15 protein-coding genes are annotated in these 12,070 nt (G+C 70.9%); 8 read left to right on the forward strand and 7 right to left on the reverse strand.

The features are described from left to right. Positions 1–2,019, forward strand: a 2,019-nt coding sequence (gene glgP / locus OEY_RS0126450) for an alpha-glucan family phosphorylase (protein ID WP_010596744.1), incomplete at its 5' end; no start/stop codon positions are given. 7 nt (positions 2,020–2,026) lie between these two features. Here the strand turns inward: glgP and OEY_RS0126455 are convergent. After that, the gene (locus OEY_RS0126455) at positions 2,027–2,596 is read right to left on the reverse strand and encodes a TetR/AcrR family transcriptional regulator (protein ID WP_010596745.1); all 570 of its coding nucleotides are present in this window, start codon (positions 2,594–2,596) and stop codon (positions 2,027–2,029) included. A 92-nt stretch (positions 2,597–2,688) separates the two neighbouring features. Between OEY_RS0126455 and OEY_RS0126460 the strand changes: the two genes are divergently transcribed. The 3 genes from OEY_RS0126460 to OEY_RS0126470 all read left to right on the forward strand — a co-directional run bounded on the left by OEY_RS0126460 (position 2,689) and on the right by OEY_RS0126470 (position 4,665). Next, positions 2,689–3,612 carry an alpha/beta fold hydrolase gene (locus OEY_RS0126460; protein WP_010596746.1) on the forward strand — a complete coding sequence of 308 codons (924 nt, stop codon included), beginning with the start codon at positions 2,689–2,691 and terminating at the stop codon, positions 3,610–3,612. A 182-nt stretch (positions 3,613–3,794) separates the two neighbouring features. Then, on the forward strand, positions 3,795–4,091 hold the full coding sequence (locus tag OEY_RS31350) for a hypothetical protein (RefSeq protein ID WP_010596747.1): 297 nt from the start codon (positions 3,795–3,797) through the stop codon (positions 4,089–4,091). A 115-nt stretch (positions 4,092–4,206) separates the two neighbouring features. Then, positions 4,207–4,665 (forward strand): ATP-binding protein, encoded by a 459-nt coding sequence (locus OEY_RS0126470; protein WP_010596748.1) that lies wholly within the window; start codon positions 4,207–4,209, stop codon positions 4,663–4,665. A 150-nt stretch (positions 4,666–4,815) separates the two neighbouring features. Here the strand turns inward: OEY_RS0126470 and OEY_RS0126475 are convergent, their stop codons facing one another. Together OEY_RS0126475 and OEY_RS0126480 are read right to left on the reverse strand one after the other, a co-directional pair. Beyond that, complete coding sequence (locus OEY_RS0126475; protein WP_010596749.1) at positions 4,816–4,998, reverse strand: hypothetical protein; 183 nt, start codon at positions 4,996–4,998, stop codon at positions 4,816–4,818. A 47-nt stretch (positions 4,999–5,045) separates the two neighbouring features. Continuing rightward, the gene (locus OEY_RS0126480; protein WP_237713812.1) at positions 5,046–5,240 is read right to left on the reverse strand and encodes a hypothetical protein; all 195 of its coding nucleotides are present in this window, start codon (positions 5,238–5,240) and stop codon (positions 5,046–5,048) included. A gap of 273 nt (positions 5,241–5,513) precedes the next feature. Here OEY_RS0126480 and OEY_RS0126485 point away from each other — a divergent pair, with 273 nt between their 5' ends. Beyond that, a complete protein-coding gene (locus tag OEY_RS0126485) occupies positions 5,514–6,215 on the forward strand; it encodes a GAF and ANTAR domain-containing protein (protein WP_010596751.1) in 702 nt (233 codons plus the stop codon). Positions 6,216–6,244: 29 nt separating this feature from the next. Here OEY_RS0126485 and OEY_RS0126490 read toward each other — a convergent pair whose 3' ends face one another. The 4 genes from OEY_RS0126490 to OEY_RS0126505 form a co-directional block, all read right to left on the reverse strand. Further along, positions 6,245–6,448, reverse strand: coding sequence for a cold-shock protein (locus tag OEY_RS0126490; protein ID WP_010596752.1), 204 nt, complete (start codon positions 6,446–6,448; stop codon positions 6,245–6,247). 127 nt (positions 6,449–6,575) lie between these two features. Further along, positions 6,576–8,606: an ATP-dependent DNA helicase gene (locus OEY_RS0126495; protein ID WP_010596753.1), complete on the reverse strand. Its 2,031-nt coding sequence runs from the start codon at positions 8,604–8,606 to the stop codon at positions 6,576–6,578. A 25-nt stretch (positions 8,607–8,631) separates the two neighbouring features. Next, positions 8,632–9,210: an isochorismatase family protein gene (locus tag OEY_RS0126500; RefSeq protein ID WP_010596754.1), complete on the reverse strand. Its 579-nt coding sequence runs from the start codon at positions 9,208–9,210 to the stop codon at positions 8,632–8,634. Positions 9,211–9,215: 5 nt separating this feature from the next. Next, a complete protein-coding gene (locus OEY_RS0126505; protein WP_010596755.1) occupies positions 9,216–10,562 on the reverse strand; it encodes a nicotinate phosphoribosyltransferase in 1,347 nt (448 codons plus the stop codon). A 48-nt stretch (positions 10,563–10,610) separates the two neighbouring features. Here OEY_RS0126505 and clpS point away from each other — a divergent pair, with 48 nt between their 5' ends. From clpS to OEY_RS0126520, 3 genes are all read left to right on the forward strand, one after another. Continuing rightward, positions 10,611–10,994, forward strand: a complete 384-nt coding sequence (gene clpS, locus OEY_RS0126510; protein WP_010596756.1) for an ATP-dependent Clp protease adapter ClpS — start codon at positions 10,611–10,613, stop codon at positions 10,992–10,994. A 55-nt stretch (positions 10,995–11,049) separates the two neighbouring features. After that, a complete protein-coding gene (gene aosR, locus OEY_RS0126515) occupies positions 11,050–11,628 on the forward strand; it encodes an oxidative stress transcriptional regulator AosR (RefSeq protein ID WP_010596757.1) in 579 nt (192 codons plus the stop codon). Continuing rightward, on the forward strand, positions 11,625–12,070 hold a 446-nt coding region (locus tag OEY_RS0126520; protein ID WP_010596758.1), incomplete at its 3' end, for a P1 family peptidase. The genes aosR and OEY_RS0126520, both read left to right, overlap by 4 nt.

Here is a 12,070-nt window from a genome sequence, read left to right on the forward strand (position 1 = left end):
ACCGAGGCGGACGGCACCCCCGCGCTGATCCAGGCCGCGATGCCCGGCCATCGCACCCTCACCGCCCGAGTGTGGATCGCCCAGGTCGGTCGCGTTCCGTTGCTGCTGCTCGACTCGGACATCGCCGAGAACGACGAGGAACTGCGCGGGGTCACCGACCGTCTCTACGGCGGCGACCAGGACCATCGCATCAAGCAGGAGATCCTGGCCGGGGTCGGCGGAGTACGCGCCGTCCGGGCCTACACCCGCATCGCGGGACTGCCCGATCCCGAGGTGTTCCACATGAACGAGGGACACGCCGGGTTCCTGGGTGCCGAACGCATTCGCGAACTGGTCACGGGCGCCGGTCTGGACTTCGACGAGGCGCTCGCCGCCGTACGCGCCGGCACCGTCTTCACCACCCACACCCCGGTGCCCGCGGGCATCGACCGGTTCCCGGCGGAACTCGTCCGGCACTACTTCTCCGGGCCGAACGGCGAGAACGAGTCGGCGCTGCTGCCCGGCCTGGGAGTGGACCGCATTCTCGCCCTCGGCCGGGAATCGGACTCGCGGGTGTTCAACATGGCTCATCTCGGTCTGCGGCTCGGCCAGCGCTGCAACGGCGTGTCGAAGCTGCACGGCCGGGTCAGCCGCGAGATGTTCGTCGACCTGTGGCCCGGCTTCGACGCAGGCGAAGTCCCGATCGGGTCGGTGACCAACGGCGTGCACGCGCACACGTGGGCCGCCCGGGAGTGGCTCGAGTTCGCCAACCGCCTCGCCGGTCCCGACCGGGTGGAGGAAGCCAAGGGCTGGGAACTGCTGCAGACGGTCGAACCGCGCGAGCTGTGGGTCACCCGTAACACGTTGCGTGCGCAACTGGTGGAGGAGATCCGCCGGCGGCTGCGCCGGTCCTGGCTCCAGCGCGGCGCCACCGAGGCCGAACTCGGCTGGGTGGACGGGGTGTTCGACCCGCACGTTCTCACCGTCGGGTTCGCGCGCCGGGTGCCGACCTACAAGCGGCTCACCCTGATGCTGCGCGACCCGGAACGACTGCGGGCCCTGCTGCTCGACGAGGACCGTCCCGTGCAACTCGTCGTCGCCGGCAAGAGTCACCCCGCCGACGACGGCGGGAAGGCACTGATCCAGCAGGTGGTGCGGTTCGCCGATGCGGCCGACGTGCGTCACCGCATCGTCTTCCTGCCGGACTACGACATGTCCATGGCCCGGTATCTCTACTGGGGCTGCGACGTGTGGCTGAACAATCCGCTGCGTCCGCTCGAGGCATGCGGGACGTCCGGGATGAAGTCGGCTCTCAACGGCGGGCTCAACCTCTCCATCCGCGACGGCTGGTGGGACGAGATGTACGACGGTGAGAACGGCTGGGCCATCCCCACCGCGGACGGGGTGATGGACGAACATCGCCGGGACGATCTCGAGGCCAGCGCCCTGTACGAGTTGCTCGAGCGGTCGGTCCTGCCGCGGTTCTACGACCGGGACGGCAGCGGTGTACCCAGGCGATGGATCGAAATGGTGCGGCACACGCTCCAGAACCTCGGTCCGAAGGTGCTCGCCTCCCGCATGGTCCGGGACTACACCGTGCAGTACTACGCGCCGGCCGCTGCCGCCGCACGCGAGGCGGTCGCCGACGGCTTCGCCGGGGCGCGGCAGCTCGCCCACTACCGGCGCCGCGCCGAGGCCGCATGGCCGGCCGTGCGGGTGGCCCAGGTCGACAGCGCCGGACTGCCGGACATCCCGGAGATCGGGTCCAAGCTGGCCCTGACCGCCCACGTGTACCTCGGTGGTCTCCGTGCCGGCGACGTGGTCGTGCAGGCGGTCGTCGGCCGGGTCGGACCCGACGACACCCTGTCCGACGTGGTGACGGTGCCGATGCGGCACACGGGCACGGATCCGCTGGGCGAGGTCTTCGAGGTCGAGGTCGCGCTGCCGATGGCCGGGTCGGTCGGCTACACGGTGCGGGTGCTTCCGCACCACGAGCTGCTCGCGTCGGACGTCGAACTCGGCAAGGTCGTGCTCGCCTAGCTGGTCCTCAGCTCGGGGTTCGGGGGCCGCTCGCGTCGAGCAGGACGCGTGCGGCGTCGCGGGCCTGCCGGGCGACGGCGGGGGAACCGGAGATCGCCGCCGTCGCCATGGCCCCGTTGGCCAGGATCGCCAGCTGGTCGCCCAGTGCCGGGGGGCTACCCGCGTCCGCGACGAGTCCGCGCAGGTAGCGCCGGAACGCGTCCTTGTGCGCGCGGGCGATCTCGGCGACGTCGCCGGAGATGCCGCCGAGTTCGCCGAACGTGTTGATGAACGTGCAGCCGCGGAAGTCGCTGCAGGCGAACCATTCCTCGAGAAAGTCGAACACCGCGAGAACCCGCTCGCGCGGATCGGCGCGGGCGTCGACATACCGGCGCAGATCCGTCAGCACGGTGTGATCACGCCGGGTCAGTACGGCCGCCACGAGCCGGTCCTTGGCGGGGTAGAGCTGATAGAGCCGCTTGAGCGACACCCCGGAGCGGGACCGGATCGTGTCCATGCCGACGGCCTGGATGCCGTGCTCGTTGAACAGTTCCTCGGCGGCATCGAGCAGCCGGGTCTGCGCGGTGTCCGCGTCCATCGAGCCCCTCCTCTTGCGTAGAGAACCATCGTTCTCTACGCTACACCCCGTACTGGAGAACGATCGTTCTCCGACCGATCCGAGGAGGACTCATGTCCGCTTCCGCCGTCCGTCACCGCACCGAAACCATCGACGGGCTCGACGTCTCCTACCGCGAGGCCGGGGACCCGGGCGCCCCCGCACTCGTTCTGCTGCACGGCTTCCCGTCCAGCTCGCACATGTTCCGGCATCTGCCCGGCGAGCTCGCCGACGAGTATCACCTCGTCGCCCCCGACCACATCGGCTTCGGGCGATCGGCGATGCCCCCTGTCCACGAGTTCGACTACAGCTTCGACCGTCTCGCGCAGGTCACCGCCGCGCTGCTCGACCGGATCGGGCTGACCCGCTTCGCCCTCTACCTCCACGACTACGGCGCCCCGATCGGCCTGCGGATCGCGGCCGGGAACCCCGAGCGCGTCACCGCGCTGATCACCCAGAGCGGCAACGCCTACCGCGAAGGGTTCACCCCGTTCTGGGAGCCCCTCTTCGCCCATGCGCAGGACCGCACCGCCCACGAACCCGCCGTCCGTGCCCTCCTCGAGCCGGAGGCGACCCGGTGGCAGTACGTCCACGGCGTGCCCGAGGACCGCCTCGACCGGGTCGCCCCGGAAGCCTGGCTGCTCGACCAGATGGGCCTCGATCGACCCGGCAACAAGGAGATCCAGCTCCAGTTGTTCTGGGACTACCAGTTCAACCTCGACGCGTACCCGGCGTTCCAGGAGTACTTCCGCGCCTGGCGGCCGCCGACCCTGGTGACGTGGGGTCGGGGCGACGAAATCTTCGGTCCCGCGGGTGCGGAAGCATTCGCCCGCGACCTCCCCGATGCGGAGATCCACCTGCTCGACGCAGGCCACTTCGCCCTCGAGACGCACGGGCCGGAGATCGCGAACCTCGTCCGCGGATTCCTGGGACGCACTCTGCCCGGACGCACCCCCGAGGCGGAAGGAGCCTGGTCGGATGCCCGCGCTGCTCGATGATGCACCGGACGGGTCCGGCCGTGCTCTGGCGGCCGCCCTCGCGCCGGGGGCGGTCGCGATCGGCGCGGCCGGCGCGCTCGCCGCCCTCGAGAATTTCGCACACTGGGCGGTGTTCGGGCTGCCGTACGTTGCGTCCGCAGCCCTCATCGCTCTCGCACCCGGCACCCCGGCCCGGAGCGATCGTGCGCGCCTACCCCGCGGCCGCGGCCGCGGCGCTCGTCGTCGCGGCCGTTGCCGGTCCGTCGCAGGCCGGAGCCGCCGTCTCGGCGGGCCTCGCGGTCGTCGCCATGGCGCTGCTGCGGGCGCCGCACGTGCCCGCCGCCGTGTGTGCCGGCGCGATCGGGCTCACTGACCCGGGGATCGGCTACGTGGGAACCACGCTGGTCCCGGCGCTCCTCGTCGTCCTCGGCGTCGCGACCGTGGCCGGGCGGGTACTGCCCGGATTCGTCTATCCGGCGCGGGTCGCCCCTGCCGCCTGACCGGGACGGTCGCCGTCGCTGTGCGCACATGCTCGCTTCGAGGTATGGGACCGCGCCGCCGTGGGTATACACCGGATGCGTCCGACCGAGGACGCATCGAAATTCGAGGAGGAGGATGCACTCGCGACACGCCTCTCAGGCGTTCACATCGACCGGGATGTTCTACCGTGGGGTCCGCGCCGAGCCGGGCCAGGTGACGATGCTCCGGCAGGCCCTGGACCGGTGGCTGGACCGCCTCCACCTCGAGGCCGAACTCGGACAGGACGTGCTGCTCGCCAGCTACGAAGCGCTGGCCAACGTCGTCGAGCACGCGTACGCCGACGGACCCGGAGATCACCGCGGTGCGGTCGACCTGGAGGCCGTGTACCGACCCGACGAGCACTCCGTCGAGGTGGTCGTCACCGATCACGGCCGATGGCGGACCCCGGCGTCCGGCGACAGTTGCCGCGGCCATGGGCTCGCGCTGATCCGGACTCTGACGTCGCACACCGATGTCGTCTCCGTCCCCGACGGCACCTCGGTCTCGATGAGGTGGGACGTGGCGGATCACCCCGCGCTCGTCGCGGCACCGTGACCCGAGAGTGCGCGGCACCGTGACCCGAGAGTGCGCGGCACCGTGACCCGACAGTGACGGATCACCGGCTTCCGGAAGCGCCCCCCTGCGGCGCTGTCCGGAAGCCGGTGATCCGGTCGGAGACCACCGACGCCGGGAGAACGTCGGTGGTCAGCTTCTGGGGCCGCGCCGGCTCGACGCCCATCCCGGACGCCGCCGGGTCGCGGCGGGTGTGCGGTCGACGCGTGTGTGGTCGTCCGCGAACATCGCATCGATACGAGCCTTGATCTCGGCCGTGCTCATCGCCGAACCCGGGACGGTGCTCCGGTGGGCGAGGTGATCGGGGTGGTTCATCGGTTCCTTGCTCGGGTGGGCTCGGCAGAGCCGGTCGGATCGGGTGGTCAGGGGCGGATCATCAGGGCCGCGCCCGCGACCGTCGCGACCGTGAGGAGCGCCGCCAGGGCGCCGAGGGCGAGAGAATGGCTGATTGCGACGACGAGCCCGCACGAGAGGGTGCCCGCGCCGGCGACGATCGCCGGCACCGAGAGCAGCGGCGAGCCATCGGCGGGGGTGGAGGAAGGGGCGACGTGAACCATGGGTGTTCCTTCTTCGCGGATCGTGTCCAGGAGGTACACCGACGTGGAACGACGAGCAGCCGACGTGTCGCGGTGTTCTCCCGAGAACTTGTCCACACGATTCGTGGAGAGCGAGAGGGGGAGCACCGGGGGTCGGGGCGGCTCCGATTAGAGCGTCGCCGGGATCTGGGGCGGACGCTCTGTGTATCAGGATATGTCATGTGACCCGAACGGCGCCAGCCGATCACTGTGATGTATGTCACTATTTGTGGGTACTGATGAAGGGACCGCAGCGTGTTCGACCAGGACGAATTCATGGCGGTACTGTCTCGATTCGCGCGCCGGCTGCCCACCTCCTACGACGTCGGGGCAGCGCTCGACGAACTCGTCGACGGAGTGACCGGCGTTCTCGGCCTCCTCGGTTGCGGGGTGAGCCTGCAGTGCGAGGGCCGGCTGCAGTTCGTCACCGCGGCCGCGGAGGTGGTCGGGAAGATGGAACGCTGCCAGGAGGACACCGGCGTGGGACCGTGCCGGTACGCGTTCGATCGTGGCGAACCCATCGCGGTCGCCGACGTGCGGCAACGCCAGGACCTGTGGCCGGAGTTCGCAGAGAAGGCGCGCGAGTACGGGATCGCGGCGGTGGCCGGGATCCCGATGCAGCTCGCGGACGAGAAGATCGGCGCCCTCGACATGTACGCGTGCGAACCACGCGACTGGGCGGATCGTGAGATCGCGGCGGCGCAGGTGTGTGCCGACATGGCCACCGGTTACATCGTCAACGCCAACAAGCTTCGGCAGCACGAGCAGTTGAACGCGCAACTGCAGACCGCTCTCGATTCGCGCATCGTCATCGAACAGGCGAAGGGCGTCATCGCGCAGGCCCGGAAAATCACCCCGGACGAGGCGTTCCGGCTGATCCGCGGCCACGCCCGCAGGAATCAGGCGCCCGTGCGGTCGGTCGCCAAAGCCATCGTCGACGTAGGTCTGCGGGTCTGAATGCCGCGCCGCGGCGGCGGCGCCGGTTCTCACACCGGGCGGACGTTCTCCGCCTGAGGTCCCTTCACGCCCAGCCCGACCTCGAACTCCACGCGCTGGCCCTCCGTCAGCGAGCGGAAGCCCGTGCCGGCGATCTCCGAGTAGTGGACGAAGATGTCGGGACCACCTCCGTCCTGGGCGATGAACCCGAACCCCTTCTCCTCGTCGAACCACTTGACGACGCCCTCTGGCATATCCGAAAGCCCCCTGTCCCTGCGGCCTTCGAATCCGGCCGCTGCGCCTGCTTCGATGCTGCCGCGAAACAGCCGGAAATTCCGGGAATCCCGGGAACGAATCGGGAACCGACGCGTCGCGGCTCGGTCAGCCGCGCAGCCGGGTGAGCGCCTTGCGCACCACCTCGGGGTCGGCGGTCTCCCAGAACGGTGGCAGCGACGCGCGCAGGTATCCGCCGTACCGGGCGGTCGCCAGGCGGGGATCGAGCACCGCCACGACCCCCCGGTCATCCGTGCTGCGCAGCAGCCGCCCGACGCCCTGCGCGAGCAGCAACGCCGCATGGGTGGCCGCCACCGACAGGAAGCCGTTGCCCCCGCGCGCCTCCACGGCCCGTTGCCGCGCCACCAGCAGCGGGTCGTCCGGCCGCGGGAACGGAATCCGGTCCAGGATCACGAGCGAGAGCGACGGCCCCGGGACGTCCACGCCCTGCCACAGCGACAGAGTCCCGAACAGTGACGTCGGTTCGTCGGCCGCGAACTTGTCCACCAAGGCGCCGGTTGCGTCCTCGCCCTGGCACAGGACGGGTGTGTCCAGACGCTCCCGCATCGCCTCCGCGGCCGCCTTCGCGGCGCGCATCGACGAGAAGAGTCCGAGCGTGCGCCCACCGGCCGCGGCGACCAGCTCCGCGATCTCGTCCAGGTACGCGGGGGAGAGCCCGTCGCGGCCCGGCGGCGGCAGGTGCCTGGCGACGTACAGGATGCCGGACTTGGCGTGGTCGAACGGTGATCCCACATCCAGGGAGTTCCACCGCAGGTCCCCGTCGTCGGACGGCGGTTCGGTCCCCGACGCTGCGCCCGTGTCGCTGCGGGCCGGCGACTCCGGGGGCAGCCCCCAGTTGACGGCGAGCGCGTCGAACGAACCGCCGACCGTCAACGTCGCCGAGGTCAGCACGACCGTCGCCTCGGCGAACAGCCGGGAGCGCAGCAGTCCGCCGACGGACAGCGGCGCCATCCGCACCGTGTGCCGAGTGTTGCCGCGGAACTCGTCGGCGGCATGCCAGACGACGTCCCGACGCGCGGCGGGATCGGTCTCCTCGAAGGCGGTCAGCACCCGCACCGCGCAGTCGTGCACCTCGTCGACGTCCGCGAGCGCCTGGTTGCGGGCGGCGGCGGCCTCGGCGTCGAGCCCCGGCTTGGGCGGACCCAGTGCGGTGCGCGCGGCCCACGCCGCGTCCCGGATCGCGGCCAGCGCCGCGCCCGCACCGTCGGGCAACTCGTCCCACCGTCCCGGCGGCAGCTCCTCGAGCAGCGCCTCCCAGTTCTCCGCGGCCCCCTCGAGACGGTCCACGTCCGCGTCCTCGACCAATTTCACGCAGCGCCGCGCAGCTGCCGAGACGGTGCCGCCGGACAATTCGGCCGTCGCGACGCCGGTGACGCGGTCCACGAGTTCGTGCGCCTCGTCGACCACCACCACGTCGTGCTCGGGGAGGATCGACAGCCCGCTGATCGCGTCGATCGCCAGCAGGGCGTGGTTGGTGACGACCACGTCGACCTGCCCGGCCTCGGCCCGGGCGATCTCCGCGAAGCAGTCCTCACCGACCGGGCACCGCGACTTGCCCAGGCACTCGCGTGCGCTCACACTCACCTGACGCCACGCCTGGTCCGACACGCCCGGCACGAGGTCGTCGCGGTCGCCGGTGTCGGTCGTCGACGACCACTCCGTGACCCGCCGCACCTCCCGGCCGATCCGCGACAGCGCGAACGCATCGAACAACTGGTCGTCGGCCGGGGGCTCCTCCGCCAGACCGGTGTGAATCTTGTTCAGGCACAGGTAGTTACCGCGGCCCTTGAGAATCGCGAACCGGGGACGCCGACCCAGCGCCGTCGCCAGCGCGTCGGCCAATCGCGGCAGGTCCCGGTCCACCAGCTGACGCTGCAGCGCGATCGTCGCGGTGGAGACCACCACGGTCCGGCCCGTCTGCACCGCATACCGCACCGCCGGCACGAGATAGGCCAGCGACTTACCGGTGCCGGTGCCGGCCTGGACGGCCAGGTGCTCACCGGTGTCCAGCGAATGCGCCACGGCCGACGCCATCGTCAGCTGGTTGCGCCGTTCCTTGCCGCCCAGCGCGTGCACCGCGGTGCGCAGCAGGTCGGGCACATTCGGGAGTTCGGGCACCGCGCCAGGGTACTGGGCACCACCGTCAGCTTCGCGGGCCGACCTGTCCGACCAGGTCCACACCCGCCGCCTGGAGCGACGAGAGGGCCGACTCGACGGTCGTCGCGCTCACCCCCGCGGTGTACGGCAGCAGCACCCGGGTCTCGAACCCCGCGGCCGCCGCATCGAGCGCGGTCGCCCGCACGCAGTGATCGGTCGCGATGCCCACGATGTCGACCTCGGTGACGCCGTGCCGGCGCAACCACTCGTCGAGCGACTCGCCCGTGTCGTGACTGCCCTCGAAGCCCGAGTACGCGGCCTCGAACCTCCCCTTGGAGAAGACCGCCTCCACGCGGGCGGTGTCGAGCGCCGGATGGAACTCCGCACCCGGCGTTCCCGCGCGGCAGTGCGGTGGCCACGAGTCGACGAAGTCCGGCTCGTCGGAGAAGTGCGCACCCGGATCGACGTGGTGATCCCGGGTGGCGACCACGTGCGCGTAGTCCCGCGCGTGCGCCGTCAGATACCGGCTGATATCGGCGGCGACCGCGGCACCGCCGGCCACGGCCAGCGACCCGCCCTCGCAGAAGTCGTTCTGTACGTCGACGACGATCAACGCCCGCGACATCGTCCTCACCTCACGAATCGGGTCGGCACCGCCGCGTCACCCGCCGACAGGGTCAGACCCTCCCAGGGAAGACTGATCAGCCCGTGGGCGAGCAACGCCCGGCTCTCCTCCAGCGTAGCCACGTCGTCGACGCGCTCGCCGTCACAGATCAGAGGAACCATCAGCTCGTGCACCACCTCGCCGTCGCCCTCCGGGACCGGGGCGTCCGCCGGGTAGATCACCTCTTCCACCAACGTGCCGGTCGGGCGCGCGAACCGCACCGCCCGCTTGGCGCCGCCCCGGGACTCCTTGTGGGCACTGCGCTTCTCCACCGGAATGCCGTCGACCTCGACCAGCTTGTAGACCATCCCGGCCGTCGGCGCGCCCGACCCGGTCACCAGCGACGTACCCACGCCGTACACGTCGACCGGCTCGGCGCGCAGACCCGCGATCGCGTACTCGTCCAGGTCACCCGACAACACGATCTTCGTGTTCGTCGCGCCCAGCTCGTCGAGCTGATCGCGCACCTGCCGGGCCAGCACGCCGAGATCACCCGAATCGATCCGGACGGCCCCGAGGCCGGTGCCGGCCACCTCGACGGCCGTGCGCACCCCGTTGGTGATGTCGTACGTGTCCACCAGCAGCGTGGTTCCCACCCCGAGCGTCTCGACCTGACTGCGGAACGCCGCCGCCTCGTCGCGACCCGCACCCGTCGTGTGCACCAACGTGAACGCGTGCGCCGCAGTACCCGTGCCCGGCACCCCGTACCGGCGTACCGCCTCGAGATTCGACGTCGCATCGAAGCCCGCCAGATACGCGGCCCGCGCACACGCGACCGCCGCCTCCTCGTGGGTGCGGCGCGACCCCATCTCGATCAGTGTGCGGCCGTCCGCGGCGCTGACCATCCGGGCCGCCGCCGAGGCCACCGCGCTGTCGTGGTTGAGGATCGACAGGATCAACGTCTCGAGCAGCACGCACTCGGCGAACGTGCCGCGCACCGCGAGCACCGGCGAACCGGGAAAGTAGAAGTCGCCCTCGCGGTAGCCCTCGATGTCGCCGGAGAACCGGTAGTCCCGCAGCCACTCCACGGTCGACGCGTCGAGGAATCGTCCCGCGACCGCGAGTTCCTCCTCGCCGAAGCGGAACGTCCCGAGCGCATCGATCAGCCGGCCGGTCCCACCGACCACGCCGTACCGGCGCCCGGGCGGCAGACGCCTCGCGAACACCTCGAACGTGCAAGGGCGGGAACCGGTGCCGTCCGCAAGGGCAGCCTCGAGCATCGTCAGCTCGTAGACGTCCGTGAACAGGGCGGTGCTCGCCGTCGCGGTCGGTCGGAGAAGGGAATCGGGCACCCGATCACTGTAGAGGGGCACGGTGGGATGCCGCTGTATCGGCAGGCGCGGACGCCGTACCCTGGAGCCATGGCGATGTGTTCCTCGACAAGCCCGTTCGACACCGCCCCCACGGAGCCGTCCGACGCAGTCATCGTGGCTTCGTTCCCCACGGTCACCCTGGCGGCAGGGCAGGCAATGCCGGCGGAAGCCGAAGCCGTCGAGGAGATCGAAGCCGTCGACCGGCCCTGGGTCACCGTCGTGTGGGACGACCCGGTCAACCTGATGCACTACGTGGCGTACATCTTCCAGAAGCTGTTCGGGTACAGCAAGGCCAAAGCCACCGAACTGATGCTCAAGGTGCACAACGAAGGCAAGGCGGTCGTCTCGAGCGGTTCGCGTGACAAGATGGAACACGACGTGCAACGCCTGCACGCCGCGGGGCTGTGGGCGACGATGCAGCGGGCCGAGTGACCGGCCGCCCGTTCGCCGACAATTCCGACCGCGGAGCCAGGAGGAGCCGACCGACGTGCGGCAGTGGAGCAGGAAGAACTCGCTCGGAGGCGTGAAGCTGCGATCCGAGATGGACGCACACGAGGCGTCGGTGCTGCGTTCGCTCGTCGCATCCGTACTCGGCATGCTCGAAGAACGCGCCGCCGGCGCACCCCAGGACGACCTCGCCGCGCTCACCGGCCTGCGCACCGGCAACTCCGCCCCGCCGGACGTCCCCGCCCTGCGACGGTTGCTGCCCGACTTCCACCGGCCCGACGCCGACGCCACCGTGCATCCCGACGACGAATCGGCCGACCTCAACGGCGCCCTGCGCAGCCTGCACGAACCCGACATCATCGACGCCAAGCTCGCCGCCGGAGCCGTCATCCTGCGCACCGTCCCCGAATCGGGCGGGAAGGTGGTGCTCACCCCCGAACAGGCCGATGCCTGGCTGTACGGGCTCAACGACCTGCGGCTCGCGCTCGGCACCACCCTCGGCATCGACGACGACACCCCCGAGGCGCTCGACGAAGACGACCCGCGTGCCCCCCACCTCGACGTCTACCACTGGCTGACCTGGATGCAGGACTCCCTCGTCCAGGCGCTGATGCCGTGACGGCCGCGCCCGGACCCACCGACTCGCTCACCGACGTCGCCGGCATCCGCGTGGGGCACTGGCACGCCCTCGACGCCGAGGTCACCCTCGGCTCCGACGACACCTACGGCACGGGACGGGCCACCGGATGCACCGTCGTCGTCCCCGACCGCGCCGTCACGGCCGCCGTCGACGTCCGCGGCGGCGGTCCCGGCACCCGGGAAACCGACCTGCTCGACCCCAGCCACTCCGTGCAGCGCGTCGACGCCGTGCTCCTCACCGGCGGCAGCGCCTACGGTCTCGCCGCCGCCGACGGCGTGATGCGGTGGCTCGAGGAACAGGGACGCGGCATCGCGATGGGGCCGCCGGGCGCCGTCGTGCCCATCGTGCCCGGCGCAGTCGTCTTCGACCTGCCCGTGGGGGCATGGACCGCCCGCCCCACCGCCGACAGCGGATACCCGGG

It is taken from the genome of Rhodococcus sp. P14 (assembly GCF_000256505.1).
In the GTDB taxonomy this organism is placed as follows: Bacteria; Actinomycetota; Actinomycetes; order Mycobacteriales; family Mycobacteriaceae; genus Rhodococcus; species Rhodococcus ruber.

Coding starts and splice junctions, on each gene's coding strand:
- OEY_RS0126460 (WP_010596746.1), top strand. CDS start 2,689: ATGTCCGCTTCCGCCGTCCGTCACCGCACCGAAACCATCGACGGGCTC.
- OEY_RS0126500 (WP_010596754.1), bottom strand. CDS start 9,210: ATGTCGCGGGCGTTGATCGTCGTCGACGTACAGAACGACTTCTGCGAG.
- OEY_RS0126455 (WP_010596745.1), bottom strand. CDS start 2,596: ATGGACGCGGACACCGCGCAGACCCGGCTGCTCGATGCCGCCGAGGAA.
- OEY_RS0126470 (WP_010596748.1), top strand. CDS start 4,207: ATGCACTCGCGACACGCCTCTCAGGCGTTCACATCGACCGGGATGTTC.
- OEY_RS0126490 (WP_010596752.1), bottom strand. CDS start 6,448: ATGCCAGAGGGCGTCGTCAAGTGGTTCGACGAGGAGAAGGGGTTCGGG.
- OEY_RS0126480 (WP_237713812.1), bottom strand. CDS start 5,240: ATGGTTCACGTCGCCCCTTCCTCCACCCCCGCCGATGGCTCGCCGCTG.
- OEY_RS0126475 (WP_010596749.1), bottom strand. CDS start 4,998: ATGAACCACCCCGATCACCTCGCCCACCGGAGCACCGTCCCGGGTTCG.
- clpS (WP_010596756.1), top strand. CDS start 10,611: ATGGCGATGTGTTCCTCGACAAGCCCGTTCGACACCGCCCCCACGGAG.